The sequence below is a fragment of the Pseudomonas sp. Irchel 3H3 genome, from assembly GCF_900187635.1.
Lineage (GTDB): Bacteria > Pseudomonadota > Gammaproteobacteria > Pseudomonadales > Pseudomonadaceae > Aquipseudomonas.
Genome location: NZ_FYEC01000048.1, coordinates 1 through 25970, shown reverse-complemented (window position 1 = coordinate 25970; position 25970 = coordinate 1). Strand labels below are relative to the sequence as shown.

Genomic DNA, 25970 nt, shown 5'->3' with positions numbered 1-25970 from the left:
ATCGCCTACGGTTTGCTTCGCTGCACCTCCTCTCGATGCATGCGGCTTCGCCGCACGGCGCTACGCGCCTCCCCCCTGATGGACACCTTCGCTCAGCCTGCCGAAGGGGCGGGTGGATCAAGATCAAGATCAAAAGCAAGAGCACGGCGACCTGACAGTCGGCCTGAGTGGTAAAAGCGGGCGAGGCGGCCTACCGGCCGACCTGCTTTACTGGCGTGGGAATCCCCCCTGTGGGAGCGGGCTTGCCCGCGATGACGATCTCCGCCAAACCGCATTTCTCGGCAATACCCCAATCCCCTGTAGCAGCTGCCGAGCCCGCGAGGCTGCGTTCGAGGACGCAGTCCTCGCCGCCTTTCAATCCTGCCGACGGTGCAGGGGGATCAAGATCAAAAGTCGCCGCACGGCGATCTGCTTGTCGGCCGGGTGGGTTATACCATCGCGCCTTCCAGTTCCAGCAAGCGTCGATCCACCCGCACAATCGCATCGACCATGGCCAGGGCCGCCGGGGTCAGGGAGTGTCCGGCGCGGCTGACGATTCCGTAATGCAGCTGCAGTCCCGGGTCGTCTGTGGGGATGTCGGTGAAGCTCAGCAGGCTGATTTCGCCCTTGAGCACCAACTCGCTCAAGGCTTCCATGGTGGCGAGGCCCACGGCGTCGGAGCGCATTACTACGCGGCGGATCGCGTCGAACTGGGCACACTCCACGCGGGTCTCGAAGTCGGCTTCGCCCTGCACGTCAGCGAGGATTTTGCGGATCATCGGCGGGATCCGCGTGCCCACCACCGGGTAGTCGAGCAGGGCCCGCAGTGCCAGCGGCCGGCCGTGGCTCAAGGGGTGTCCGGCGCGGCAGAAGAACCGCCCGCGACGGGGTCGCAGTAACTGCACCTGGTACTGCGGATCGCCGGTGAAGTAGCGCGAATCGGCGACCAGGAATTCGATCTGCTGCTCCTTGAGCCAGCCCGCCAGTTGTTCCCAATCACCCTGGTGAAAGCGGGTACGGATGGCCGGGTGGGCGCTGATGAATTCGGCCAGGGCTTCGGGCACCAGCAATTGCGCCGGGTAGGGCCCACAGCCGAAATGCAGCTCACCGCCGGTCAGGCCGTTGTATTGCATCAACTCGTTGTGCAGCGCCTGGCTGCCCGCCAGCAGGCGTCGGGCATGCTGCAGCACCAGTTGGCCCTGGCCGGTCAGGCGAAACTCGCGGCTGCTGCGCTCCACCAGCGCGCAATCGAGGTCGCGCTCCAGGGTCTGGATGCTGCGACTGAAGGCCGGCTGGCTGAGGTTGATCGCCTCGGCCGCCCGCACAAAACTGCGGTAATCGGCCAGGGCCACCAGGTGGCGAAGCTGACGGAGGTCCACTATGCGTCTCCTGCATTCGTTGGATACTTTTAATGCATTTGATCGATAGCATACGGGCTGGCATAAGTACAACCCTCTTTTGCCTGCAGCGCTCGCTCATGCCTGATCAAACGTTCGCCTCCAGTGCCTTCACCCGCACCATCCTCAGTCATGCCCGCCAGGTCGGCCTGTGTGAGCAAGTCTTGTTGCAGCGTGCCGGTATCAGCCTGTCCTGGCTCGACGACCAGCACCAGCACATCCCGGCGCACCTGGTGGAACAGTTGTGGCGTGAATGCGAGAACGCCGGCGTTGGGCGCCACTTCGGCTGTGACCTGGTCAATGGCATGGCCACCAGTTGCCTGCAAGGCATGAACATCCTGCTGGACTCGGCCGCCACCTTGCGCGCCAGCCTGCGCTGTTTTACTGACTATCTGCCGCGGGTCACCAACCATGTCCTGGCCGAGCTCGAGGAAAGCGCCGACGAGGCCCGCCTGCACCTGCGCCCGGCCCGGCAGATGCCGCATTTTTTTGGCCTTGATGCTGCCACCTTGAGCCTGGTGCGCAACATTTCGCGGCGAGTTGGCCTGGCACCGGCCCAGTTGTTCAGCCGCGTGCGCCTGGCACCCGGGCAGGCGGCTGGCGAATGGCTGGATGGGCAGGGGGTCAGCACCGAGGTGGCCGAGCATCCATGTTTGATCCTGCCAAGGCTCAGCCTGGAACTGCCGGTGCTCAGCGCCCATCCCTTTTTGCACCAGAGCATGCTGCGCCACTGGCAAGCGGCAGCGCCCAACGAGACCCGCACTGACAGCCTGGAGCTGGCGCGGCACTGGTTGACCGCTGGCGACCAGCCAATCGAGCGGATTGCCGAGCGCCTGGGTTATCGCCAGCCGAGCAATTTCATCCGCGCCTTCCGCAAGCAGTTCGGTATCACCCCCAAGCAGTTTCGCCTTGGGCACTTCCAGGGTTGCGCTGACCCGGCCTAAAAAACCGGATGATCATTTTTTGTCGCGCCACGCTTGCGCCTGTTGTTGGATTGTTGGGCATTTTGACCGGGCTGAGTACATCTGACCGGAGCCTAATAATGATAAAAACATGCTCGGCCAACGCCTGCGTCGCGCCACGACGCAAAAGGCTTGGCCACACCCGACCGCAACCGCTAGCCCTGGCCATCCTGGCGGCCATGGTCGCACCTGCCCAGGCGACCACCTTCGAGTTCAACGAAGACTGGAGCCTGTCGACCAAGACCACCCTGTCCCTGGGCAGCAGTTGGTCGACGCAAAATCCCGACAAAAGCATGATGACCCGGGCCAATGCCCTGCAGGCACAGCATGTGCAGGCCAATGGCAGCAGCGTCAGCGCCGACGACAACCGGCTGAACTTCGAGAAGGGAGACCAGATCTCGCAGATCTTCAAGGGCCTGACCGATTTCAGCCTTGATGGACAAGGGCAGGGGGCCTTTCTGCGGTTCAAGTACTGGTACGACGAGGCCTACGAAAACGGCGAAGGACGCTTCAAGCAGTTCGACGATTCGGGCTGGGACGACTTGTCCAAGTTCAAGGGTTTCAAGACCCTGGACGCCTATCTGTGGAAGGACTTCGTGGTCGCTGACCGCCCGCTCAACGTCAAGGTCGGCAACCAGGTGTTGTCCTGGGGTGAGTCGCTGTTGATCCAGAACGGCATCAACGTGATCAACCCGCTGGACGTCTCGGCGTTCAACCGTCCCGGGGTGGAGATCAAGGAAGGCCAGTTGCCGGTGGAGATGCTCTCCTTCAGCCTCGGCCTGACCGACACTCTGAACCTGGAAGGCTTTTACCAGTACAACTGGCGGCCCAGCGTGCTCGACGGCTGCGGCACGTTTTTCGCCAGCAGCGACGCGATCCAGAAGGGCTGCGGACCGCTGTACCTGAGCCAGGTACAGACCGATCAGCAAATGCAGAGCACCGGGCTCTACGCCACCTCCCGTGGCAACGAATCGCCGTCCGATAACGGCCAGTTCGGCTTTGCCCTGCGCAACATGATCCCGGCGCTGAACGACGCGGAAGCGGCGATCTACTTCATCAACTATCACTCGCGCCTGCCGTACTTCACCCTCGACGCGCGGGATGTCACCCAGCCCGGGACGTTCCCCGGCGGCATCCAGAACCCCAGCTATGCGGCGGCGTTTCCCGAGGACATTCGCCTGTACGGTTTCAGCCTCAATGGCGTCGAGCCGAATTCGGGCATCTCCCTGGCCGGCGAAATCAGCTACCGGCCGAACATGCCGCTGGCGATCAACGCCCCGGACATCAACGTCGCGGTGATTTCCGGGCCGGGCGGCAGCTCCTGGGTCGACCTGCCGAGCGAGTTTGATAACACCCATGGCGACCGCTACGACGGTTGGGTGCGCAAGGGCGTGTGGCAGATGACCGGTTCGGCGACCCAGGCCTACGACAACATCCTCGGTGCCACGCGCCTGAGCCTGTTCGGCGAGGCCGGGGTGGTGCACATCGAGGACCTGGGTGACGAGCGCCTGGGACGCAACGCCGCCTTTGGCCGCAGCAGCCCGAAAAATGGCGCGCAGTGCAACACCGTGGCCTCGGGTGTGACCAACCAATATTGCACCGACAAGGGCTTCGCCACCGACTGGTCCTGGGGTTATCGCCTGCGTGCCAGCCTGGAATACAGCGACGTGTTCCCGGGGGTCAACCTGATCCCGGCGGTCAACTGGCGCCACGACGTCTCGGGTTATTCCTATGACCCCCAGGGCCCGTTCCAGGAAGGCCAGCAAGCGCTGGGCCTGAGCCTGACCGCCAATTACCTCAACGACTACAGCGTGGAGCTGGCCTACAACAGCTTCTTCGGCTCGAACGACTACAGCACCCTGGACGACCGCGATTTTGCCTCGGTCAGCTTCAAGGTCGACTTCTAAGGAGTATCAGTGATGCGTATGCAACTTTGTGTGCTGGCCCTGGCCTGCGCGGCGAGCCTGGCGCAGGCCAAAGGCAGTGATCCGGCGGCCCTGGGCAAGACCCTGACGCCGATGGGGTCGGAAATGGCCGCCAACGCCGACGGCAGTATTCCAGCCTGGACCGGGGGGCTGGCGGGCAACGCCGGCACGGTCGACGCCAAGGGCGGGTACAGCGACCCCTACGCCAGTGAGAAACCGCTGTTCACCATCACCGCGCAAAACCTGGCGCAGTACCAGAAGTTTCTGAGCCCGGGGCAAGTGGCGATGTTCAAGCGCTACCCCGATACCTACAAGATGCACATCTACCCCACGCACCGCAGCGCCAACCTGCCCAAGGCGGTGCTCGAGCAGAGCCGGGAAAACGTCGCCAAGACCAGCCTGGCCGATGGCGGCAACGGCCTGCACGACTACGTCCACGGCATTCCGTTCCCGCTACCCACCGAAGCCCTGGAGGTGATGTGGAACCACATGACCCGCTACCGTGGCGGCAGCTACGAGCGCATCAGCAGCTCGGCTTTGGTGCGCGAGAACGGCGCCACCAGCTACGTGCGCAACCAGTCGTTGATCAACTTCGCCGACACCATCAGCGGGCTTGAGCCGGGCAACAACACCCTGTTCATGTTCAAGAGCCGGGTGCTGGAACCGGCCCGTCTGTCCGGTGAAGCGGTGCTGGTGCACGAGCCGATCGACCAGGTGGCCGAGCCGCGTTCAGCCTGGCAATACCTGCCGGGGCAGCGTCGGGTGCGTCGTGCGCCGATGATCGCCTACGACAACAGCGCCCGTTACAGCAACGGCCTGATTACTGCCGACAACATCGATGGCTACAACGGTGCGCCGGACCGTTTCGACTGGAAGCTGGTGGGCAAGCAAGAGCTGTACATCCCCTACAACAGCTACAAGATCGGCAGTCGCGACCTCAAGTACGACGCGGTGATCAAGCCCAACCACGTCAACCAGGACCTGGCCCGTTACGAGAAGCACCGGGTCTGGGTGGTGGAAGCCACGCTCAAGCCCAATGCCCGGCACATCTACGGCAAGCGTCGGTTTTATATCGATGAAGACAGCTGGCAGATCGCGCAATCGGATCAGTACGACAGCCGTGGCGAACTGTGGCGCAGCGGTGAGTTGCACGCGATCCAGCACTACGATCACGGGTTCACCTACAACGTCCTGGAAACCTCGTACGACCTGATCGCCGGGCGCTACTACGCCGGAGGCCTGGCCAACGAAGAGACCGAGCCGATGCGCGTGGGTTTTGCCGCCAAGACCGACGACTACACCCCCTCGGACCTGCGACGCTGGGCCAAGTAACCCGTCCTGCGGGGCCCGCTCCTACAAAGCGGGCACTGGGCGCCGCATTCATTGCTGTCAGGAGACATTTCCATGCGCCACTGGATTTCCGCATTAGTCTTGGGGCTCAGCGCGAGCGCCGTACAAGCCGCCAGCCTCGATCAACCGCAAGCCCGGGCCCTGGCCCAAGAGGCTTATGTGTTTGCCTACGCCACCGGCGAACACCTCAAGGTGCTCAGCGCCATCGCCGCCAAGCTGCCGTTCAACATGCTGTACAGCGAGCCACGACTGCTCGGCCCGCAAGACAACAAAGTGGTTTCCCCGAATAACGACACCTTCTACTCGCGCGCCTTGCTCGACCTGCGCGGCGAACCCCAGGTGCTGCAAGTCCCCGAGGTCGAGGGGCGATACTACAACTTCCAACTAGTGGACCTGCGCACCGACAACCTTGACTACATCGGCACCCGCGCGACCGGCAGCAAGGCCGGGCGCTACCTGATCGCCGGTCCAGACTGGCAGGGTGAGGTGCCGTCCGGTTTCAGCGGGGTGATTCGCTCGCCGAGCCGCGTGGTGTTCCTGATCGGGCGCACCGAGGTCAAGGGTGCCGACGATCTCACGCAGGCGGCGCAGGTGCTCAAGGGCTACGCCTTGCAGCCCCTGTCCAAGGCGCTGGGGAACCCGGCACCCGCGGCGCTGCCCACCCTGCAGTTACCGGCCTATGAGGACAGCAAGCAGGGGCCGGCGGTGGCGTTGTTCGAGCGCTTCAATCGCCTCGCGGCGCTGCACCAGTGGACCCCCGCCGAACAGCAGAAGCTGGCACGCTATGCCGAAATCGGCATCCAGCCAGGCGGCGCATTCGTGCCGCCGCAAGACCTCAAGGACGCAGTGGCCGAAGGCGCCGAAGCCGGCCGCGAACAGGTGCGAGTGGCCTCCAGCAAACTGTCCGTGGAACAGCAAGGCTGGTTCCGCTCGCCGTCCAACGTCGGCAAGTTCGGTGACGATGACCTGACTCGCGCGGCCGTGGCCTGGCGCTACATCTATGCCAATGATCCTGCCGAAGCGCTGTATCCCATGGCACTGCACGACGCCCAGGGCCAACTACTCGATGGCAATAAAACCTATCGCCTGCATTTCGCCGCCGGGCAGTTGCCACCGGTGAATGCCTTCTGGTCCCTGACCCTGTACGACGGCAAGAGCCAATTGCTGGTGGCCAACCCGCTGGCGCGTTACTCCCTGGGTGATCGCAGCCCCGACCTGCGATACGACGCCGATGGCGGCCTGACCCTGACCCTGGCGCACGCGACCCCGGCACAGGACGCCCAGAGCAACTGGCTGCCGACGCCGCAAGGGCCGTTCAACCTGATGCTGCGGTTGTACCTGCCACAACAGCGGGCACTGGACGGCAGCTACCCATTACCGACCATCGAAGCCATCAAGGGCGAGGGCTGAACCATGAATGCTCCTTTCAGCCGCCGTCGTCTGCTCGCTGGCATGAGTGTGGCCGGTGCCGCACTGGCGTGTCCGAGTTGGTTGCTGGCCGCCAGCCAGGTCTACCCAACCTCTGCCGAGGATATCCAGGCCATCACCCGGGACGCGTGGATCTACGCATACCCGATGCTGATGCACTACCAGACCATGGAAAAGCAGGTGCTCGACCCCAGTGCTGTCGAGTATGTCGGCGGCTTCAATCGCTTTCGTCACTACAGCAGCCTGTACACGCCGAAGAACCGCGAAATTGTCACGCCGAACAATGACACGCCGTACTCCTGGGCCTGGCTGGACCTGCGCAGTGAGCCACAGGTCTTGAGCGTGCCGGCAGTGGCCGAGGACCGTTACTACGTGCACCAGCTGGTGGATCAATACACCCACAACTTTGCCTATGTCGGGGTGCTGAGCACCGGGCGCGAGGCGGGGGACTACCTGATCGCCGGGCCCGCCTGGACGGGCGCAACCCCGGCCGGGATCAAGGCCGTGCTGCGCAGTGAAACCGAGATCGTCATGGTGCTGGGCCGCACCGCGCTGAAGAACACCGAGGACATGCCGGCGGTGCGTGCCTTGCAGCAGCAGTATCGCCTGCGCTCGCTGCACGAGTATGCCGGCACCCCGGCACCCGTAGCAGCACCCGCCATCGCGTGGCAGGCGTGGGACAGCAAGACCGGGCTGGGGCCAGGGTTCATCAATCAGTTGAACCAGATCCTCACGCTGTGTCCGGTCCAACCGAGCGAGCAAGCGTTGCGTGAACGCTTTGCGCGGATCGGCGTCGTTGCGGGGCAAGCTTTTGATCCGGCCGCGTTGTCTGCCCTGCAGTTGCAGGCATTGCTGGCGGGTATCCAGCAGGCCCAGGCAGAGATGAAGGTCGCCGGGGCCAAGGTCCGTAGCACCCTGGGCATGTTCGGCAACCGCGAAGCCATGCACAACAACTACCTCAACCGCGCCCTGGGGGCGGCCATGGGTATCTACGGCAACAGCGTCGAAGAGGCGTTCTACACCGGCAGCCAGCGGGACAACCAGGGTCAGTCGTTGGTGGGCGGGCGCCGCTACCGCCTGCGCTTTGCCCCGGGGCAGTTGCCACCGGCCAGCGAATTCTGGTCACTGACCCTCTACGAGCTGCCGGACCGGCAACTGGTGGCCAACCCCATCGATCGCTATTGCCTGAGCAGCCGCGATCACCTGCAGCCGGACGCCGACGGTGGCCTGACCCTGCTGGTGCAGAGCACCGCCCCCGAGACCTCGAGCAACTGGTTGCCGGCCCCACAAGACGGCGCCTTCACCCTGATCCTGCGCCTGTACGGCCCCGAGCGGCAGGTGATCGAGCAGCGTTGGCAGATGCCGGCGGTGGAGATCGTCCAGGCCTGACCCACCGGCATCGCGAGCACCCCAAACCACCGTGGGAGCGGGCTTGATGTGGTGTATACAGAATCTGTGAACAGCCAAAATCACTGTGGGAGTGGGCTTGCCCGCGATGGGGCCAGCCCATTCAACATCGATGGTGCCTGACACACCGCCATCGCGGGCAAGCCCGCTCCCACAGGTTTGATGTGGTGTATACAGAATCTGTGAACAGCCAAAATCACTGTGGGAGTGGGCTTGCCCGCGATGGGGCCAGCCCATTCAACATCGATGGTGCCTGACACACCGCCATCGCGGGCAAGCCCGCTCCCACAGGTTTGCTGGGTATATGCAAAATCTGTGAGCACCCAAAATCACTGTGGGAGCGGGCTTGCCCGCGATGGGGCCAGCCCATTCAACATCGATGGTGCCTGACACACCGCCATCGCGGGCAAGCCCGCTCCCACAGGTTTGCTGGGTATATGCAAAATCTGTGAGCACCCAATCACTGTGGGAGCGGGCTTGCCCGCGATGGGGCCAGCCCATTCAACATCGATGGTGCCTGACACACCGCCATCGCGGGCAAGCCCGCTCCCACAGGTTTGCTGGGTATATGCAAAATCTGTGAGCACCCAAAATCACTGTGGGAGCGGGCTTGCCCGCGATGGGGCCAGCCCATTCAACATCGATGGTGCCTGACACACCGCCATCGCGGGCAAGCCCGCTCCCACAGGTTTGCTGGGTATATGCAAAATCTGTGAGCACCCAAAACCACTGTGGGAGCGGGCTTGCCCGCGATGGGGCCAGCCCATTCAACATCGATGGTGCCTGACACACCGCCATCGCGGGCAAGCCCGCTCCCACAGGTTTGATGTGGTGTATACAGAATCTGTGAGCACCCAAAACCATTGTGGGAGCGGGCGCCCGCTTGCGGCTTGCCCGCGATCAGGGCGTAACCACATTGAACTGCGGGCTGAAGGTGTCCAGGCTGCCCAGCAGCTGACCCAGTTTCTTGCCGTCGCCCTGCAACGTGACCAAGCCTTTTTGGATCGCCGTCGGGAAGTCCAGTTGCTTGAGGCTGATTTGCTCCAGGGTGGCCTTGCTCATGCTGACGCTGGCGTCGGCCTGGGGATTGCTGCCGCTGCGGTGGGTCAGCACGCCGTTGCGCAAGGTCAGGTTGTAGGCCTGGTTCGGGTCGTCGAAGGTCCAGTTCAACGTCAGGTCATGACCTACGGCTTTTTCGCTGTTCAGGCGAATGGCCAGGAAGTCGAAGAACATCTCCGGGGTCAGCGCCCGCACCATGTCCACCGACACCGAACTGCCGGCAGTCGGTGGCACACCGTTGCGCAGTTCCATGGCGGCGGTCAGGTACATGTTGCGCCAGGTGGCGTTCTCGCTCTGGTAGCCCAGTTGTTCCAGCGCCTGGGCCTGGGTTTCGCGGCCTTCGCTGTTGTCCGGCTCGGCGAACATCAACTGATTGCCCAGTTGCGTGGCCCAGCGGTAATCACCCTTGGTCATGGCCTCACGCATCTTGCCAATCACGGCCGCGCTACCGCCGATGGCCTCGACATAATGCTTGGCGGTTTCCACCGGCGGCAGCGGGTTGAGGTTCGACGGGTTGCCGTCATAGAAGCCCATATAGCGCTGATACACCGCCCGTGAGTTGTGGCTCAGCGAGCCGTAGTAGCTGCGGGTGTACCACTTGCTCTCCAGGTCGCCCGGGAGCTTTTGCATGTTCTGCGCGATCTCCATCGGCGTCAGGCCCTGGTTCAACAGGTGCAGGGTACGGTCGTTGAGGAAGGCATACATGTCGCGCTGATCGGCGAGGAAGGTGCGGATGCGTTCGCCACCCCAGGTCGGCCAGTTGTGCTGGGCAAAGAGTACGTCGGCCTTGTCGCCGTAACGCGTCAGGCTGCTGTCCAGGTATTGCGACCAGGCCTTGGCATCGCGCACCGGGGCGCCGCGCGGAGTGAGGATGTTGTGCATCATCTGCGTAGCGTTTTCCGCCATGCACAAGGCTCGCAACTGCGGCAGGTAGAGGTTCATCTCCGACGGTGCTTCGGTGCCCGGGGTCAGTTGGAACTGCACCTCGATGCCGGCGATGGTGCGAGTCTCGATTTCCTGGCTGATCAGGTCGGTCGGCGGGATCAGGGTGATGGTGCCGCCCGATGGCGTGTTCTTGCCCATGCCGGCGTCCACCTGGCCCTTGTCGCCCCGGGGCAACAGGCTGCCGAACTGGAACTGCGCACGGCGGCTCATGGCGTTGCCGGCGTAGACGTTCTCGCTCATCACATGTTCCATGAACCCCGATGGCGCGAACACCTTGACCTTGCCGGCCTTGACGTCGGCTTCGTCGATCACCCCGCGCACGCCACCGAAGTGGTCGACGTGGGTGTGGCTGTAGATCACCGCCACCACCGGCTTGTGCGCACGGTTCTGGTAGTACAGGTCGAGGGCGGCCTTGGCGGTTTCGGCCATGGTCAAGGGGTCGATGATGATCAGCCCGTCATCGCCTTCGATGATGGTCATGTTGGCCAGGTCCAGGCCGCGCACCTGATAGATCTTGTCGCTGACTTCAAACAGCCCGGCGTGGGCGCTGAGCTGGGCCAGGCGCCACAGGCTCGGGTTGACGGTGTCGGGGGCCTGGTCCTTGTCGAGGAAGGCGTAGGCCTGCATGTCCCAGATCACCTTGCCGTCGGCGCTCTTGATCTGGCCCTTGAACGGGGCGATCAATCCGCGGTTGACCGACTCGTAGTCGGTGCGGTCGCTGAAAGGCAATTGCTTGAGGACGGCGGCGTTGCTGGCAGCGGTCAGGGGGCTGGCGGCGGCGGGGCCTTGGCTGGCACCAGCGGACTGGGCCAGGCAGGCGGCGATCAAGGCGGCCAGCAGGCCACGGGTGGACAGTGTGAAACGAGGCATGGAGTCTCCGTTTTTATCGTTATGGCTATTCCAGTCTTGAGCTTAGGGCGCGCACTTGGCACCCCGGCAATCGTCAAACGACAAAAACCATGCAGGGCCGATGACCCGGTCCGCTATCCTTGAGCTCTCTGTCACCGAGCGAGCGTTGCCCATGCTGGAGGTTCAAGGGGTGTTCAAGAGCTACGCCACCGCCCAGGGACCCTTGGCGGTGTTGTTGGGGGTCGACCTGCGCCTGGAACAGGGCAGTAGCCTGGCGCTGATGGGCGAGTCGGGCAGTGGAAAAAGCACGCTGCTGCACCTGGTGGCCGGGCTGGACCAGGTCGATCGCGGCAGCATCCGGATCAACCAGCAGCCGTTGGAGCGGATGAACGAACGCCAGCGGGCCCACTGGCGACGCACTGAAATCGGCCTGGTGTTCCAGCAGTTCAACCTGATCGGCAGCTTGCGCGTGGAAGACAACCTGGCCTTCCAGGCGCGTCTGGCCGGGCGCCTTGATCCGGCCTGGCAGGCGCAACTGGTGGAACGCCTGGGCCTGGGGGATCTGCTCAAGCGCTACCCGGAACAATTGTCCGGCGGCCAGCAGCAGCGCGTGGCGCTGGGTCGGGCGCTGGCCTCGCGACCGCCCTTGTTGCTGGCCGACGAGCCCACCGGCAGTCTCGATGAAAGCACCAGCGATGAGGTGCTCGACTTGATGCTCGAACTGCTCGCCGACAGCCCCAGCAGTTTGCTGATGGTCACCCACAGTCCGCGGATCGCGGCGCGGCTGGCGCAGCGGGTGGTGTTGCACGGCGGACGCCTGGTCGACCCCGGCCCGCGGTCATGAAAGTCTGGCGGGAAACCTTGCGCGCGCTGCTCAGTCACTGGCGCCGGCACCCGGTGCAGTTGTTCAGTGTGCTCACCGGCTTGTGGCTGGCCAGCGGCCTGCTGACTGGGGTCGAGGCGCTGAACAGCCAGGCGCGCGACAGCTACGCCCGGGCCAGTCAGTTGATCGGCGGCGAACCCCAGGCCAGCCTCACAGCCGTCGATGGCGCAACCTTCGGGCAACAGCTGTTCGTCGAGTTGCGCCGGGTGGGCTGGCCAGTGTCGCCAGTGTTGCAGGCGCGGATCCAGCTCAAGGATCAGCCCGACCAGCGATTGCAACTACTGGGCATCGAGCCCCTGTCGTTACCCATCGGCTCGGCGCTGGCCGGACAAACCCTGAAGCTTGAGCAGATGGTCGACTTTGTCAGCCCGCCGGGACGGACCTGGATTGCCCCGACAACCTTGCAGGTCCTGGGTCTCAAGGAAGGCGACCGGCCGTTGACCACCACGGGCCGCACCTTGCCGGCGCTGCACGGGCAAGCCGACATGGCGCCCGGCGTGCTGTTGGTGGACATCGGCGTGGCGCAGCAGGTGCTGCAATTGCCCGGGCAGCTTTCGCGCCTGCTGCTGCCCAAGGAATTTGCCGCCAGCGCGCCGCCGTTGCCCGGCTCACTGGGCGCGCGCTTGCAGCTCAAACACAGTGGCGAAGAAAACAATCTGGCGCGGCTCACCGAGAGCTTTCACCTGAATCTGGATGCCTTGGGCGTGCTGTCGTTTGTCGTCGGCCTGTTTATCGTCCACGCCGCCATCGGCCTGGCCCTGGAGCAGCGCCGAGGCCTGTTCCGGACCCTGCGCGCCTGCGGCGTGAGCGGGCGAACGCTGATCGGCTGCCTGTGCCTGGAACTGGCAGGCCTGGCCTTGCTCGGCGGTCTGTTGGGGGTGGCCAGCGGTTACCTGCTGGCCAGTGTCTTGCTGCCCGACGTTGCCGCCAGCCTGCGTGGGTTGTACGGCGCCGAGGTGGCGGGGCAGTTGAGCCTCAGCCCCTGGTGGTGGTTCAGTGGCCTGGGCTTGAGCCTGTTGGGTGCCTTGCTGGCGGGGGGCAACAGCCTGCTGCGTGCGGCGCGCATGCCACTGCTGGCGCTGGCCAATCCGCAGGCCTGGCACCAGGCCCACGCCCGCTGGTTGCGACGCCAGGCCTGGGTCGCCCTGGGGGCTGCGGTGATTGGCCTGCTGGCATGGGGCTGGGGCGACAGCCTGGCCAGTGGTTTTGTGCTGATGGCGGCGCTGCTGCTGGGGGCAGCCCTGGGGTTGCCGGTGCTGCTTGATGCGCTGCTGAATCTGTTGGCGCGGCGCCGGCACTCGGTACTCGGGCAGTGGTTTCTCGCCGATTGCCGCCAGCAATTGCCGGCCCTGAGCCTGGCCCTGATGGCGCTGTTGCTGGCGCTGGCCGCCAACATCGGGGCTGGCAGCATGACCGCCGGCTTTCGCCTGACCTTCAATGACTGGCTGGAGCAACGGCTCAGCGCCGAGCTCTACGTCAATCCGCAGAACCCGGCGCAGGCCACCGCATTGCAGGACTGGCTGCCCCGGCAACACCTCGATGCGGTGTTGCCCAGTTGGCAGGTCGCGCTGTCGCTGCAAGGTTGGCCGGCGGACCTCTACGGGGTGATCGACGACCCCAGCTACCGTGCGCACTGGCCCTTGCTCGAAGCCCTGGGGGAGCAACCCTGGGACCAGTTGGCGACGGGGGACAGGCTGATGCTCAGCGAGCAACTGGCACGCCGACTCAAGGTGCGCCTGGGCGATCACCTGAGCATTGCCACGCCCCAGGGGCCGTGGTCGGTGCAATTGATCGGGATCTACGCCGACTACGGCAACCCCAAGGGGCACTTGTTGGTGAATGCCCAGCAGTTGCTACGGCATTGGCCGGGGCTGGCCCCCAGTCGTTTCAACCTGCGGCTGCAGCCGGCACGGATTCCCGCGCTGGTCAGTGCCTTGCACAGGGACTTTGCCCTGGATGACAGCCGCATCGTCGACCAGGCCCGACTCAAGGGCTGGTCGAGCGAGGTCTTCGAGCGCACCTTTGCCGCCACCGCGGCGCTAAATAGCCTGACCTTGGGGGTGGCCGGCGTGGCTTTGTTCATCAGCCTGTTGACCCAAAGCGAAAGTCGTCTCGGGCAATTGGCACCGCTGTGGGCGCTGGGGGTGACCCGCCGCCAGTTGATGCTGCTCAACCTCGGGCAGACCTGGCTACTGGCGTTGCTGACCCTGGTGCTGGCGTTGCCCCTGGGCATCGCGCTGGCCTGGTGCCTGGACACGGTGATCAATGTGCAGGCATTCGGCTGGCGCCTGCCGTTGCGGGTGTTTCCCCTGCAATTGGCGCAACTGATGGGGTTGGCGCTGTTGGCCACGCTGCTGGCTTCGGCCTGGCCCTTGTTCAAGCTGTACCGCAGCCAGCCTGCGGACTTGCTCAGGCGATTTGCCCATGAAGATTAACCGGCTGTCTGCGTTGCTGCTGGTGCTGGGATTGACCGGGTGCGATGAGCCGTCGGGCGACCAGGGGTTCGCCGGCCTGGGTAGCGACGCGGCAGCCTTCAGTCAGGTGACACCCGGACGCACGTTCAGCTTTCCCGCCGATCACGCCGCCCACGACGGCTATCGCATTGAATGGTGGTACCTCACGGCCAATCTCAAGGATGCCCAGGGGCGGGAGTTCGGAGTGCAGTGGACGCTGTTTCGCAACGCGCTCAAGCCCGGTCCCGAACAACCAGGTTGGGCCAGCCAGGTGATCTGGCTGGGGCACGCCGCCGTGACCTCGGCCACCGTGCACCATGCTGGCGAACGCTACGCGCGCGGCGCAGTGGGTCAGGCCGGGGTGCAGGGCGTGCCCTTTGATGCGTGGATCGATGACTGGCGCCTGAGCACCCGGGCTGATGCCCAGGAACCGCTGGCCGAGATGCAGGTGCAGGCCAGTGGCGCGGGCTTTGCCTATCAGCTGCAACTGACGACCAACCGGCCATTGGTGCTGCAGGGCGAGCAGGGTTTCAGTCGCAAGTCCGAGCAGGGCCAGGCTTCGTACTACTACAGCCAGCCGTTTTTCCAGGCGCGCGGCACCCTGGAGATCGACGGCGTGCGTTACCAGGTCAGCGGCCCGGCCTGGCTCGATCGGGAGTGGAGCAGCCAGCCATTGCTGGCCGGGCAGAGCGGCTGGGACTGGTTCTCCCTGCACCTGGACAGTGGCGCGCACCTGATGCTGTTCCGGGTCCGGGAGAAAGACGGGCAAGGCTACCTCAATGGCACCTGGATCAACCCGGACGGCAGCAGCCGGAGCTTGTCACGCCAGGACATCAGTCTGACGCCTCTGGCTCGTAGCGAGGTGGCGGGGCGCCAGTTGCCAACCCAGTGGTCGCTCAAGGTGGCGGGCGAAGGGTTGGACATTCGGGTCGCGGCGCTGAACCCCAGGGCCTGGATGGCCTTGCGCATTCCTTATTGGGAGGGTCCGGTGCAAGTGAGTGGCACTCACCCGGGCACCGGTTACCTGGAAATGACCGGTTATTGAGTGGTCAGTCGCAGTCCGCGACCCTGTTCAGGAATGTTTTAGGAAAAGTGCTGATCTATGTCTATGCTCACTCGACACACAAGACTTTAGGCTTGCGTAGTAAGTCACTGCCCATATTTTATTGCACAGGGAATGTATCGCCATGAAGCTTCATACACTGACCAAAGCCATCACACTTGCCACCCTGCTTTCTACCGGCAGCCTCAGTGCCTACGCTGCGGATATTCCACTGGCGGAAGTAGTGGAGGCCAACCAGGTGATCACCAAGGTGATTTCCGTCGATGCAGCCAATCATGAAGTGGTACTCGAAGGCGCCGAAGGCAAGCCGGTGCACATCCAGTTGAGCGACAAAGCCAAGGACCTGGGCAACCTCAAGGCCGGTGACAAGGTGCAGCTGGACGTTATCCGTTCGGTCGGCACGTTCCTTGATACCGATGTCGACAAGAGCCTGCCAGGCTCGGTTGAGCGGGTCGGCGAAATGCGCGCCACCGAGAACAATCCGAACCCAGGCGGCACCGCCTACCGTCAGGTCAAGGTCCAGCTGAAAATCACCGCCATTGACCTGGCGAAAAACCAGGTAACGCTGCAGAACCCGGCAGGCCTGAAAAAGACCGTGACCGTGGAAAAACCTGAGCTGCAGGCCAAGCTCAAAAACCTCAAGGTCGACCAGAGCGTGGTGGTGGTCTACACCGACGTGCTGAAGGTCACCACTGCACACTAAGATTTATTGCCGCACGATAAAACCAGACCCGGTGATGGTGACCCCATACCGGGTTTCGTTTTTTTTCGCTTATGAATTCTGTTGAAATATGTCGTGCACATTTATTCAGAATTTGTCACCGGACATATCTGCCAACTTGCATTAAAATCACCGCCGTTCGCCCAGTGCCATGGCTCTTTACCAGTGCAAGGATTGCCAGGTTATGACACTGGGCGAACTCCTCTCTAAAAAGTTCGACAAACAACATTCAGATGTACAACATTTCTGAATGTTCGTGCCTCAGTTTCGCGCTGGCAGATTCAACGCCGCGTAACACTCTTCAAGCGAACGTTGCTGCGTTTGCGCATACAACCCCAGCTCATCGATGGTCGAACGCCCCAACGCCTGCTCGAACGCGGCGTGGTTGGAGTGCTGTGCATAGTGGGTCTGGGCGGCATCGCCGAGGTTCGACTGGAAGATCCCAGCGGCGCTGACTGGCAGGAAATCCTCGTACACCAGCGGCTCGAACCGCAGGAAACCGGCCTGCAGCAAAGCGTCCAGGCTCAGGCCCGCGAGCGCTTGGGCAGGGGCGGCGCGGCCTTGTTCAGTGACGAAAAACCGGAAGTAGGCCAGGCCTTGCTCACGCAGGGCGGCGTAGCTGTCCGGGAACGCTTCGAAGTGCTGGTGCATCAGGCGGTTGTAGCGTTCGGCGTTGGCTTCGTTGGGGAAGTCCTGCAGCTCGTCGCGGGCGGCATTCAGCAGCCGGTCATAAAGAGCCCGGCCTTGGGGCGTAAGGGCAGCGCCGCGTTGCTCGATTTCGCCGAAGCGCGCGCTGTGGCTGCCACTGGCCTGCTGCTGGTCGGTGAAGGCGATGGCTTCATCCAGCGCCTTGAAGCTGGTCTGGCGCAGCAGGATCGGGCACTGGCGACGGGGTGGGCCTTCGATGACGGCCTTGGGGGTGATGCCATGACTGGGCATCTGCGCCTGCACGATGTCGATGTCCAGGGTGCGCGGAGTCAGGTGGTTGATGTGCGGGCCCTTGAACGCCACCACATCGGCGACCAGCCGGTGCTGGGCACTCAGTTGCTGGTACTGCGCGGCGGTGACTGTGGCGTGGTGGTGCCAGCGGAAAGTCTCCAGTGCCTGTTCGACAAACGCCTCGGCCTGGGCTTCGTCGAGACCGCCTTGCTGTTCGGCCTGGTCGATCAGTTCCAGGGCCTGGGTGGTGAAGATCGAGCGCCGGGCCAGCACCGATTCGGCAAAGGCGCGCAACTCGGGGTCGGCGATCAGTTCCAGGCGCAGCAGCGAGGTGAACACACGAAACGGGCTGATCTGCAGGGCGCTTTCATGCACCGCGCGAAACGCCGTGGAATGCACCGGCACCCCGGCCGGGGTAAGGTCGTAGTAACCCACCGGCTCCATGCCCATTACCGCAAACAGCCGGCACAGGGTGGCCAGTTCGCTGGCGCTGCCGACGCGGATCGCGCCATGGCGCTCGAGGTCCAGGCGGTCGATTTCACCGGTCGCACGCAGTTGCCGGGCGATGGCCGGATCCTGCTCCAGCACCTGGGCGTTGGTCTGGGCTACCAGCTCCATCAAGGCGCCGTACAGCGGCACTTCTTCGCGGTACATGTCCGACATCGCCCGCGAGAAGCGTTGGCGGATCAGGTCAGGGCTGACGACGTTCTGGTTGCTCATGAATAGGAATCCCGGCGCAGTGACAGTGAAGTAGGCCGATTCTGTTCGGCGCTGGCGAGGCTTGCAAACGAAGTTTCTTCCGAACTTCATTCTGCAAACGACTGCTGCACAGCTCGTTATCACGTCTCTAGCTGTCGGCTGGGCGTATCAGTAGTTTTTCGACTGCCCTTTGGCGGCGGCCTAACGCCGCGGGCGCTCAAGAAACTGCCGAAACAAGGCTGCAGTCTGCGCCGGGCGTTCGACCATCGGCATGTGGCCGATACCGTCCCAGATTTCCAGGCGGGCGCCGGCGATGCCCTTGGCCCAGACCTCGGCGCTGCTGACATGCAGCAAGCGGTCTTCGCGCCCCCACAGCAGCAAGGTGGGAGCATGGATCTGCCCCAGCCGGGACCCGATCGGCTGGCTGGCGTGAAAGTCCTCGAAGATCTCCGCCAGTTCTTCGCGCCGGTCCTGGTAGCGTTCGGCAATGGCCGCCAGCACCACGCCCGGGACCCAGGGCGGGGATGCCATGGTCATCCGATAGAGCTGCTTGAAGTCGGCTGGCGAGTGGATCAGGAACGGATTAATGCCGGCGGCCAGCAACCGCTCCATGTCGCTGGGCTCGGGTGAGCTCAGGCCTGCGGGGTCGATCAGCGTCAGCGAAGCGATACGTCCTGGATGGGCGGCCGCCAGCCACGCGGCGACGTAGCCGCCCATGGAATTGCCGATCACGTGGACCTTGCCGATCCCGCAGGCATCGAGCAACTGGATCATCCGTTCGGCCTGGGTCGGGATGTCATAGCCGCCACCGGCCTTGAACCCGGTTTCGCCATGGCCGGCCTGGTCGGGGATGATCACCCGGCAGTCGTCGACAAAATGCCGGGCGAAGCGCAGCCAGATGGTTTTGTCGGCGCTGTAGCCGTGGAGCAGCAGGAGGGTTCGGTCCGGCGTGTCAGGCCCGCCCTGGTAGGTGACCATGCCCATTTCGGCAATCGGCATGGTGATTTTTTCCAGGCGATACAGGCGCGCCTCCAACGCCGTGCTGGCGTCGTACAGCAGGTGGCCGAGACGCGGCCAGGTGCGCCAGGTCCAGTAGACCAGCAGCAGCGCAAGGATCAGCACAATTACCATCGCGTTCTCCCCAGTACTCGTCAGGACAGGATGTGGTCGCCCGGTTTCAGTCGGCGCGTCAGTTGGTGGTAGCTGAAACTGAATCCGGGAAACATCGCGATCACGTGACCGCTCTTGCTTTGATACCAGCTGTGGCAGCCACCGGATTTCCACACGGTGCGCTGCATCTGCTGGTGGATCATTTCGGTATAGGCGCTTTCGGCCTCCTTGCGTACTTCTATGCTGCGCAGGCCCTGCGCCTTGAGGGTGCGAATGCAGTCGAGGATGTAGTTCATCTGCGACTCGATGATGAACAGCGCCGAGGTATGGCCAATGCCAGTGTTGGGGCCGGTGACGATAAACAGGTTGGGAAAGTCCGGCAGGCTGGTACCCAGGTAGGCGCGTGGGTAGAGCGCCCAGACGTCGCTCAGGCGAGTGCCGTGTTTGCCCAGCACCGGATAATTGATCACCCCGTCGGTGGCGTCGTAGCCGGTGGCCCAGACGATCAGGTCGAGCTCCAGGTGCTGGCCGTCGAGGGTGCGGATGCCCCGTTCGTCCAGTGCGGCGATGCCCTGGTCGCGGCCGTGCAGGGTAACGTTGGCGCGGCTCAGCGCCGGGTATAGGGTGCTGGACAGAATCACCCGCTTGCAGCCGATGGTGAAGTCCGGGGTGAGCTTTTGTCGCAGTTGCGGGTCCGGCACCTGGCGCTTGAGATGATTGAGCGCTTGCTGTTGCACCAGCTTGAGGGCGGTTTTCGAATACTTGAAGGCAATCACCCGGGTTTCGAATTGCCAGTAGATCAGCCAGCGCAGCAGCTTGTAGGCCGGCTTGAGTCCCAGCAGCCAGCGCTGGAAGCGGCCGAAACTGCGGTCGGCGCGGGGCAGCACCCAATGCGCGGTGCGCTGGAACACATGCAAGTGGGCGACCTGCGGCGCAATGCTGGGAATGATCTGCGCCGCGCTGGCACCGCTGCCGACGATGGCGACCCGCTTGTTGCGGTAGTCGTAGCGGTGATCCCAGGCATTGCTGTGAAAGGTGCTGCCGGCAAAACGTGGCAGGCCCTCGAACGCCGGGATCACCGGTTGGCTCAGCGGTCCGGAGGCGTTGATCAGGAACTGCGCCCGGAAGGTGCCTTTGCCACGGGTGAAGACCTGCCATTGCCGGGCGTTGTCGTCCCATTCGACCCGCTCGACATCGGCCTGCAACTCGACCTTGTCACGCAGTTGGTAGTGCTCGACCACATGTTGGGTGTAGCGGTGCAGCTCGGCCTGCTCGGCGAACATCTGCGTCCAGGGCCAGGAGGCGAACGACAGGGAGTAGAGCGGGGAGGGCACATCGACTGCGGCGCCGGGGTAGGTATTCTGACACCAGGTGCCGCCAAAAAAATCACGCCGCTCCAGCAGACGGAAATCGTCGATACCTGCCTTGAGCAGATTGACCGCCGCACACTGGCCGCCAAAACCGCTGCCGATGATCAGAACCTGATGGGTGTGCATGCTCCTCCTCGTTTTTCGTCGTGCCGCACACCCGCGCCAGCGGTGCGATGAGTCCCTGTCATTTATAGTCAATCTTTCGGCGCAGGGTAGGCTGGGCCGGCTTTTTCTGGCTGCTGGACGGTGATGGCAATTTGACGTTGCCCTGATAGACTCCGATGTGTTGCCGTCTGCGGGACTAGCTGTCGCAGGGTTCCCATCTGCCGTACCAAGAGGAGCTTTGGCCCCCTATGCAACCTGTTGCAGGAAAGGGACTTTCAATGGCCAAGAGGCTGTACACCTCGCGCTCCCTCGGCCTGGTGCTGGGCCTGTTGTGCGTGGGTGCGGCGCTGCTGCCGCTCAAGCCGCCGGTCTGGCTGGTGGCATTGATGCTGTTCAACGGCCTGGTATGGCCGCACCTGGCGTACCAGTGGACCCGCCGCTCGGCGGTGCCGTATCGCGCGGAATATCGCAACCTGTTGCTTGACTCGTTCATGGGCGGCTTCTGGGTGGCGGCCATGCAGTTCAACCCGTTACCCAGCGTTGCCACACTGTCGATGATGGCCATGAACAACGTGGCCATTGGCGGTTTGCGCTTCCTGCTCGCCGGTCTATTGGCCCAACTGCTGGGGTTGGGGCTTGGGCTGTTGTTGTTCCTGCCGGCCTTCATCCCGCCGACCAGTTCCTTGCAGATGTATGCCTGCTTGCCGTTGCTGACCTTCTACCCACTGGCACTCGGTTGGATCTGCTTTCGCCAGACCCATGCCCTGGGCAAAAGCAAACGTGAACTGTTGGCCCTGAGTCGCACCGACAGCCTGACCGGGCTGTTGAACCACGGGGCCTGGAAAGACGCCCTGGAAATCGAGTTCCAGCGCTGCCAGCGTCAGCAGGCCGGCGGGGCGATTGCCTTGATCGACATCGATCACTTCAAGTCGATCAACGACACCTACGGGCATGTCGCCGGGGACATTGTGCTGCGCCAGTTGAGCAAGATCCTCAAGCAGAACCTGCGCGCCACGGACGTCGCGGGGCGTTACGGCGGGGACGAGTTCTGCGTGATCCTCCCCGACGTGCCGCTGGCCCATGCGGTCCAGGCGATGGACGCCCTGCGCGACCGTTTCTCGGGCCTGGGCTATGAACAGAGCCCGACCCTGCAAGTCAGCCTGAGCATCGGCCTGGCGGCGTTCAACCCGATGCACAGCGACGCCACGCAATGGCTCAGCGACGCCGACCTGGCGCTGTACGCCGCCAAGACCACCGGCCGCAACCGCGTCATTTGCCACGCCGACGGGCTGGTCCAGCGCGTGGCCATAGGGGTCCCGTAGCAGCTCCATGCGTATCTCCTTTAAACGCTGCGCCAATTCCAGCGCCACGCGCCCGCTGGCGAACGTTGGCACGAGGTGGGCGAATGGTACGTCGAGCATGCGGTTTTCCTTCACTGCCCGCAATTGCGAGAGCACCGGGTCGTGGCGCAGCAGATAACGCTTGCGGCTGGCCGGAGACCAGACGGCGTCGGCCAGCAACAGCACGTCGGGGTCACTGTCGAGCAAGGTCTCGCGGCTCACGCTCAGGCGGCCCAGGTCGACCTCGGCGAAGGTGTTGCGCGCCCCGGCGGCGCTGAGCAGGGCAGTGACAAAGGCGTTTTTGCCGACGCTGTCCAGGCCGTCCGCCTCGCTATCGAGGTAGAACACCGATAAAGGTTTGGCACCGCTGTGCAGCGCCGCGGCCCGGGCCAGGTCGGCGTCCAGGGCGGCGCTCAATTGCTGCGCCTGCCCGGGGCGTTGCAGTAGAGCGCCGAGGGTTTGCAGGTCGGCACGGATGTGCGCGAAAAAATCCAGCGAGCGCTGGTCGCAGGCGGACTCCAGCAGGTAACTGGCGATGCCCTGGCGAGCCAGCATCGGCCGTGAGCTCAGGTGTTGCGCAAAGGCCGAGGCAAACCCGCCCACCACCAGGTCGGCGTGCTGGGTGTACAGCACCTCAGCCGATGGATAACGTTTGGAGATCAGGGGGATGCCGCGGTAGGCGCCTTGTTCGATCGCCACATTGTCATCGTCGATATAGGCCACGCCAATCAGCGCCGGACCGGCTCCCAGGGCCAGCAAAGTGTCGGCGCTGTGCTGGTTGAGCGCGATGATTCGTTGCGGCGCCTGCTCGATTGCCCGGGTTGTCCCGCAGTTGTCGTAGGTCTGCGCCTGTACGGGTAGCGGGGCACAGAGCGACACACTGAGCAGCACTCGCCTAAGCATTGGACGGATCTCCTGCAGGCGCGCCGATCAGCAGGTGCGCGACCACCGCACCCGCCACCAGATGCCCGTCCACCAGTTGCTTGACCTCCTGGTCATCGCGCACCCGGTACCAGCAAGCATCCGGGTACACGGTCAGGACCGGCCCCAGGTTGCAGGGGAACTGGCAGCCGGTGCGGGTCAGCAGGACCCCCGCCGGTGTTTCGATCCGGTCGTGCTTGAGCAATTCCCGGCGCAGGGTTTTCCACAGCGCCAGGGAACCCCTGGCCACACACCGCGGCCCGGTGCACAAGAACACCTGGCGGGCGTGCGGCGGGATGCTCGACCAGGCCGGATCGCTCGGCACGCCGTTGACGTCATTTTCCATGGCAAGCACTCCCTCAGAAACGGTAGGTGTAACGCACCTCGGTGGTGAACGGCCGGCCGAGGTTCTCCACGGACGGGCTGCCGGTGGTCATGCTGGTGGCGTAGTCACGGTCGAACAGGTTTTCCACCAGCAGGCTCAGGCGGTGGCGCCGGGCGTTGTCCAGGTAGCGATAGGCATCGGCATCGACCACCGAGTAGTGGCCGTAATCCACGTCCTTGGCGCTGACCACCGAACGGATGTAGCGCAGCGCCCCTCCGGCCCCCCACAAGCGATTGTCCGACTCATAACCCAGGCGTGAGCGGGCGAAGAAGCTCGGGATGTTGCTGATGGTCACGCCGTTGCGGCCCTCCACCAGGTTGCGGGTCATGTCGCCTTGCAGGCTCCAGCGATCATTGAGCTGCCATTGGCCGTCGACTTCGATACCGCGCACCAGGATCTGGCCATCACCGTTGACCCACTGGTCGCCGTCGAGGGTGATCAGGTCATCGATTTCCCGGCGAAAGCCGGTGACGCTGGCGCTGAATTCGCGGGCCAGCAGGGTGCCCCGGTAATCCAGGCCGAGTTCGGCATTGCGGCTCTTCTCGGCCTTGAGGTTGGGGTTGCCCATCTCCTCGCCAGGTTCGTTGACGTACAACTGCTCGGCATTGGGCAGCTTGTAGGCGCTGCCGAACTGGCCTCGCAATGCCCAGTGCTCCGTCAGGTCGTAGAGTGAAGTGAGCATGCCGACCGTGGCGCTTTCACCGCCGCTCAGGTGCTCCTGGCGAACGCCGATGCTCGGGTGCCAGTCCGGTAGCGCGGCGATCACCGGGCGCAATTGGGTATACAGCGCGTGGGCTTCGGCCTGTTGGTTGTCGATGACCATGACATCGTCCTGGCCCTTGAACCATTGGTTGTCGCTGCCGAACACCAGTACGTGGCCACCGGGCAGTTCGGCCTTGCCCTCGGCCTGCAGGCCCCAGTCGGTGAAGCCCCAGTAGTCGTTGTGATTGAGCACCCGGGTGCCACCGCCTTCGAGGTTGTAGACCCGGGTGTAGCGGGTGTCCCAGTCGTTGACATGGCCTTTGAGGAAGTAGCTCAGGTCTTGATTGACCTGCTGTTCGAAGGTCGCCGTGGCGATCTGTTGCACCCGGTCGTTGCTGGTGTTGCGGTTGTCCGTGGGGCGGGCGAAGTCCAGGTTGGCGTCGCTGTACTGGTAGAACAGTTCCAGGCGCGAATCGTCGCCGAAGGCCTGGGTGGCCTTGGCGCCAAAGGTGCTGACTTCGTAGCCGCGCTTGCGGTCGGTGGCGGTGCTGCGCATGTCACTGCTGCGAAATGGCTGGTAGCCGTCGGAGACGTTGTGGCTGACGTACGCCAGCAAGCCAAGGTCGCCAAAGCCGTTGCTGACGATCTGCTCGGCGCGCGCGTCGCCGCTGCGGCCCATGAAACTGTCCAGGCCCATGTTGAGTTCACCGGAGGTCTCGCGGGTCTGGGCGCTGCGGGTGACGATGTTGATCACCCCGGCCACGGCCTGGGTGCCGAACAGCAGGCTTTGTCCGCCCTTGAGCACTTCGATGCGTTCGATGGCATTGGCCGGTAGGGTGTCGAGGTAGAGCCCACCGTACAGGCGATTGTTCAGGCGCACACCATCGAGCAGGATCAGCGTGTCGTCGTTGCGCCCACCCAGCAGCGAATAGTTGGCGTAGTCGAAGGGGCCGTTTTTCGGCGCGACGTAGAGGCCGGGCACCGACATCTGCAGCACGCGGGTGATGTCGGCGTCGGGGCCGGCGCGTTCGATCCGGGCGCGGTCGATGATCTCGACCTTGCTGCCGAACCGCGCCATTTCGGCGACGGTGGTGGATTCCACCGACGGGGCGCTGACGAGTTGCTGGTCGAGGGTCATGGCCGAGGTGTCGGCCAGGGCGGGTGGGCTGATCAGGCAGAGCAGGGCGCCACAGGCATACAGTCGCGCAGGACGCAGGTCCTGGTTGGAAGGAGTTGGAATCTGAGTCATTTTTGGTCTTCTCGAAAAAAATCTTCGCAGAAGCACGCAGGAGAAAGTACCGGACACGCGCCAATACCGGCCCATGCCCGCCCACCGCAGGTTTGCCAAACAGAAATTTCAGGCCGGTCTCCGGGCTTGCGAGGCTCGAAGCGTTCACCTTCCCAGGCCTTTGGGCCCAGTGGTCTGTCGAACGCGTCACTCGCTTACCGTTGCGGGGGCAGCACCGGACTAACCCTGAAAGGGCGCACCGGTTTCCCGTTTCACCTCATGCACGGCGGCATGAGGCACCTGAAACTGGGCGGTATCTGAACACTCGGATGACCGTTCGTCAAATAATCAGGTGGGCGCTAGGTGCAAGGCTTGCTCGCGATGGCCGTAGGTATCTACACAAATTTGTAGCGGCCTGGGGCGAGGGAGCTTGCTTGCGTGGCGGCCTCTGGGGGGTTGGATTAGGCGGGGTACATATCCATTTCTGCGGTAACGGCCTCCTATGGTTCCGCCTGACGGCGGCTCACTTTTGGACAGCGCAAAAGTAAGCAAAACGCTCTTTCCCCACCACTCGGCACCTCGCTTAGGCTCGGTGTGCCCTCACTCCGGCTTGAATCCGTGGGCCGCCGCCACGCGCCATCCATGGCGCGGGGCGGCTAACCCGGCGTCCTGCCGGGTTACCCACGGCTTCAAGCCTGCGTTCGGCCAGCGTGGTTAACGGGGCGCCCAGGATCAAAATCCAGAGCCAGA

General features: G+C 63.7%; 17 protein-coding genes, 1 pseudogene and 1 riboswitch. Of the genes and pseudogenes, 10 read left to right on the top strand and 8 right to left on the bottom strand.

Annotated elements, in window-relative coordinates:
* Window positions 1–428: 428 nt before the first annotated feature.
* A complete protein-coding gene (locus tag CKW24_RS27135; RefSeq protein ID WP_095171909.1) occupies window positions 429–1358 on the bottom strand; it encodes a LysR family transcriptional regulator in 930 nt (309 codons plus the stop codon).
* A 98-nt stretch (window positions 1359–1456) separates the two neighbouring features.
* Here CKW24_RS27135 and CKW24_RS27130 point away from each other — a divergent pair, with 98 nt between their 5' ends.
* The 5 genes from CKW24_RS27130 to CKW24_RS27110 all read left to right on the top strand — a co-directional run bounded on the left by CKW24_RS27130 (window position 1457) and on the right by CKW24_RS27110 (window position 8430).
* Window positions 1457–2320 (top strand): AraC family transcriptional regulator, encoded by an 864-nt coding sequence (locus CKW24_RS27130; RefSeq protein WP_095171907.1) that lies wholly within the window; start codon window positions 1457–1459, stop codon window positions 2318–2320.
* Window positions 2321–2418: 98 nt separating this feature from the next.
* Complete coding sequence (locus CKW24_RS27125; protein ID WP_095171905.1) at window positions 2419–4245, top strand: DUF1302 domain-containing protein; 1827 nt, start codon at window positions 2419–2421, stop codon at window positions 4243–4245.
* Window positions 4246–4257: 12 nt separating this feature from the next.
* Complete coding sequence (locus CKW24_RS27120) at window positions 4258–5595, top strand: DUF1329 domain-containing protein (RefSeq protein WP_095171904.1); 1338 nt, start codon at window positions 4258–4260, stop codon at window positions 5593–5595.
* 72 nt (window positions 5596–5667) lie between these two features.
* Window positions 5668–7023, top strand: a complete 1356-nt coding sequence (locus tag CKW24_RS27115; protein WP_095171902.1) for a DUF1254 domain-containing protein — start codon at window positions 5668–5670, stop codon at window positions 7021–7023.
* 3 nt (window positions 7024–7026) lie between these two features.
* On the top strand, window positions 7027–8430 hold the full coding sequence (locus tag CKW24_RS27110; RefSeq protein ID WP_095171901.1) for a DUF1254 domain-containing protein: 1404 nt from the start codon (window positions 7027–7029) through the stop codon (window positions 8428–8430).
* 918 nt (window positions 8431–9348) lie between these two features.
* Here the strand turns inward: CKW24_RS27110 and CKW24_RS27105 are convergent.
* Window positions 9349–11322: an alkyl/aryl-sulfatase gene (locus CKW24_RS27105; protein ID WP_095171899.1), complete on the bottom strand. Its 1974-nt coding sequence runs from the start codon at window positions 11320–11322 to the stop codon at window positions 9349–9351.
* Between the two features lie 151 nt (window positions 11323–11473).
* Between CKW24_RS27105 and CKW24_RS27100 the strand changes: the two genes are divergently transcribed.
* The 4 genes from CKW24_RS27100 to CKW24_RS27085 all read left to right on the top strand — a co-directional run bounded on the left by CKW24_RS27100 (window position 11474) and on the right by CKW24_RS27085 (window position 16403).
* Window positions 11474–12145 (top strand): ABC transporter ATP-binding protein, encoded by a 672-nt coding sequence (locus CKW24_RS27100; RefSeq protein ID WP_095171897.1) that lies wholly within the window; start codon window positions 11474–11476, stop codon window positions 12143–12145.
* Entirely contained in the window at window positions 12142–14619 is a 2478-nt protein-coding gene (locus tag CKW24_RS27095) for an ABC transporter permease (protein ID WP_095171895.1), read from the top strand. Before CKW24_RS27100 ends, CKW24_RS27095 begins: the two co-directional genes overlap by 4 nt.
* Window positions 14609–15682 (top strand): lipocalin-like domain-containing protein, encoded by a 1074-nt coding sequence (locus CKW24_RS27090; RefSeq protein ID WP_095171894.1) that lies wholly within the window; start codon window positions 14609–14611, stop codon window positions 15680–15682. The genes CKW24_RS27095 and CKW24_RS27090 overlap by 11 nt, the downstream gene beginning before the upstream one ends.
* Window positions 15683–15824: 142 nt before the next feature.
* The gene (locus CKW24_RS27085) at window positions 15825–16403 is read left to right on the top strand and encodes a hypothetical protein (RefSeq protein WP_095171892.1); all 579 of its coding nucleotides are present in this window, start codon (window positions 15825–15827) and stop codon (window positions 16401–16403) included.
* A gap of 279 nt (window positions 16404–16682) precedes the next feature.
* On the opposite strand, the gene CKW24_RS27080 is transcribed toward CKW24_RS27085, so the two are convergent.
* The 3 genes from CKW24_RS27080 to CKW24_RS27070 form a co-directional block, all read right to left on the bottom strand.
* Window positions 16683–18080, bottom strand: a complete 1398-nt coding sequence (locus tag CKW24_RS27080; protein ID WP_177440727.1) for a VOC family protein — start codon at window positions 18078–18080, stop codon at window positions 16683–16685.
* A gap of 180 nt (window positions 18081–18260) precedes the next feature.
* Window positions 18261–19190 carry an alpha/beta fold hydrolase gene (locus tag CKW24_RS27075; protein ID WP_095171889.1) on the bottom strand — a complete coding sequence of 310 codons (930 nt, stop codon included), beginning with the start codon at window positions 19188–19190 and terminating at the stop codon, window positions 18261–18263.
* A 20-nt stretch (window positions 19191–19210) separates the two neighbouring features.
* On the bottom strand, window positions 19211–20665 hold the full coding sequence (locus CKW24_RS27070; RefSeq protein ID WP_095171887.1) for an NAD(P)/FAD-dependent oxidoreductase: 1455 nt from the start codon (window positions 20663–20665) through the stop codon (window positions 19211–19213).
* Between the two features lie 227 nt (window positions 20666–20892).
* Between CKW24_RS27070 and CKW24_RS27065 the strand changes: the two genes are divergently transcribed.
* Window positions 20893–21966, top strand: coding sequence for a diguanylate cyclase (locus CKW24_RS27065; protein WP_095171886.1), 1074 nt, complete (start codon window positions 20893–20895; stop codon window positions 21964–21966).
* A 12-nt stretch (window positions 21967–21978) separates the two neighbouring features.
* Here the strand turns inward: CKW24_RS27065 and CKW24_RS27060 are convergent.
* The 3 genes and pseudogenes from CKW24_RS27060 to CKW24_RS27050 form a co-directional block, all read right to left on the bottom strand.
* Window positions 21979–22887: pseudogene (locus CKW24_RS27060) on the bottom strand (ABC transporter substrate-binding protein); the annotation flags it as partial.
* Window positions 22880–23251 carry a ferredoxin gene (locus tag CKW24_RS27055; RefSeq protein ID WP_095171884.1) on the bottom strand — a complete coding sequence of 124 codons (372 nt, stop codon included), beginning with the start codon at window positions 23249–23251 and terminating at the stop codon, window positions 22880–22882. The pseudogene CKW24_RS27060 and the gene CKW24_RS27055, both read right to left, overlap by 8 nt.
* A gap of 13 nt (window positions 23252–23264) precedes the next feature.
* Entirely contained in the window at window positions 23265–25130 is a 1866-nt protein-coding gene (locus CKW24_RS27050; RefSeq protein ID WP_256585548.1) for a TonB-dependent siderophore receptor, read from the bottom strand.
* Window positions 25131–25334: 204 nt separating this feature from the next.
* Window positions 25335–25539, bottom strand: a riboswitch (cobalamin riboswitch).
* Window positions 25540–25970 lie beyond the last annotated feature (431 nt).

Excerpts from the sequence above, each read along its gene's own strand:
- CKW24_RS27050 (WP_256585548.1), bottom strand. The coding sequence starts at position 25,130 with ATGACCCTCGACCAGCAACTCGTCAGCGCCCCGTCGGTGGAATCCACC.
- CKW24_RS27110 (WP_095171901.1), top strand. The coding sequence starts at position 7,027 with ATGAATGCTCCTTTCAGCCGCCGTCGTCTGCTCGCTGGCATGAGTGTG.
- CKW24_RS27095 (WP_095171895.1), top strand. The coding sequence starts at position 12,142 with ATGAAAGTCTGGCGGGAAACCTTGCGCGCGCTGCTCAGTCACTGGCGC.
- CKW24_RS27100 (WP_095171897.1), top strand. The coding sequence starts at position 11,474 with ATGCTGGAGGTTCAAGGGGTGTTCAAGAGCTACGCCACCGCCCAGGGA.
- CKW24_RS27080 (WP_177440727.1), bottom strand. The coding sequence starts at position 18,080 with ATGAGCAACCAGAACGTCGTCAGCCCTGACCTGATCCGCCAACGCTTC.
- CKW24_RS27085 (WP_095171892.1), top strand. The coding sequence starts at position 15,825 with ATGAAGCTTCATACACTGACCAAAGCCATCACACTTGCCACCCTGCTT.
- CKW24_RS27075 (WP_095171889.1), bottom strand. The coding sequence starts at position 19,190 with ATGGTAATTGTGCTGATCCTTGCGCTGCTGCTGGTCTACTGGACCTGG.
- CKW24_RS27115 (WP_095171902.1), top strand. The coding sequence starts at position 5,668 with ATGCGCCACTGGATTTCCGCATTAGTCTTGGGGCTCAGCGCGAGCGCC.
- CKW24_RS27065 (WP_095171886.1), top strand. The coding sequence starts at position 20,893 with ATGCAACCTGTTGCAGGAAAGGGACTTTCAATGGCCAAGAGGCTGTAC.
- CKW24_RS27090 (WP_095171894.1), top strand. The coding sequence starts at position 14,609 with ATGAAGATTAACCGGCTGTCTGCGTTGCTGCTGGTGCTGGGATTGACC.
- CKW24_RS27125 (WP_095171905.1), top strand. The coding sequence starts at position 2,419 with ATGATAAAAACATGCTCGGCCAACGCCTGCGTCGCGCCACGACGCAAA.
- CKW24_RS27055 (WP_095171884.1), bottom strand. The coding sequence starts at position 23,251 with ATGGAAAATGACGTCAACGGCGTGCCGAGCGATCCGGCCTGGTCGAGC.
- CKW24_RS27120 (WP_095171904.1), top strand. The coding sequence starts at position 4,258 with ATGCGTATGCAACTTTGTGTGCTGGCCCTGGCCTGCGCGGCGAGCCTG.
- CKW24_RS27105 (WP_095171899.1), bottom strand. The coding sequence starts at position 11,322 with ATGCCTCGTTTCACACTGTCCACCCGTGGCCTGCTGGCCGCCTTGATC.
- CKW24_RS27130 (WP_095171907.1), top strand. The coding sequence starts at position 1,457 with ATGCCTGATCAAACGTTCGCCTCCAGTGCCTTCACCCGCACCATCCTC.
- CKW24_RS27070 (WP_095171887.1), bottom strand. The coding sequence starts at position 20,665 with ATGCACACCCATCAGGTTCTGATCATCGGCAGCGGTTTTGGCGGCCAG.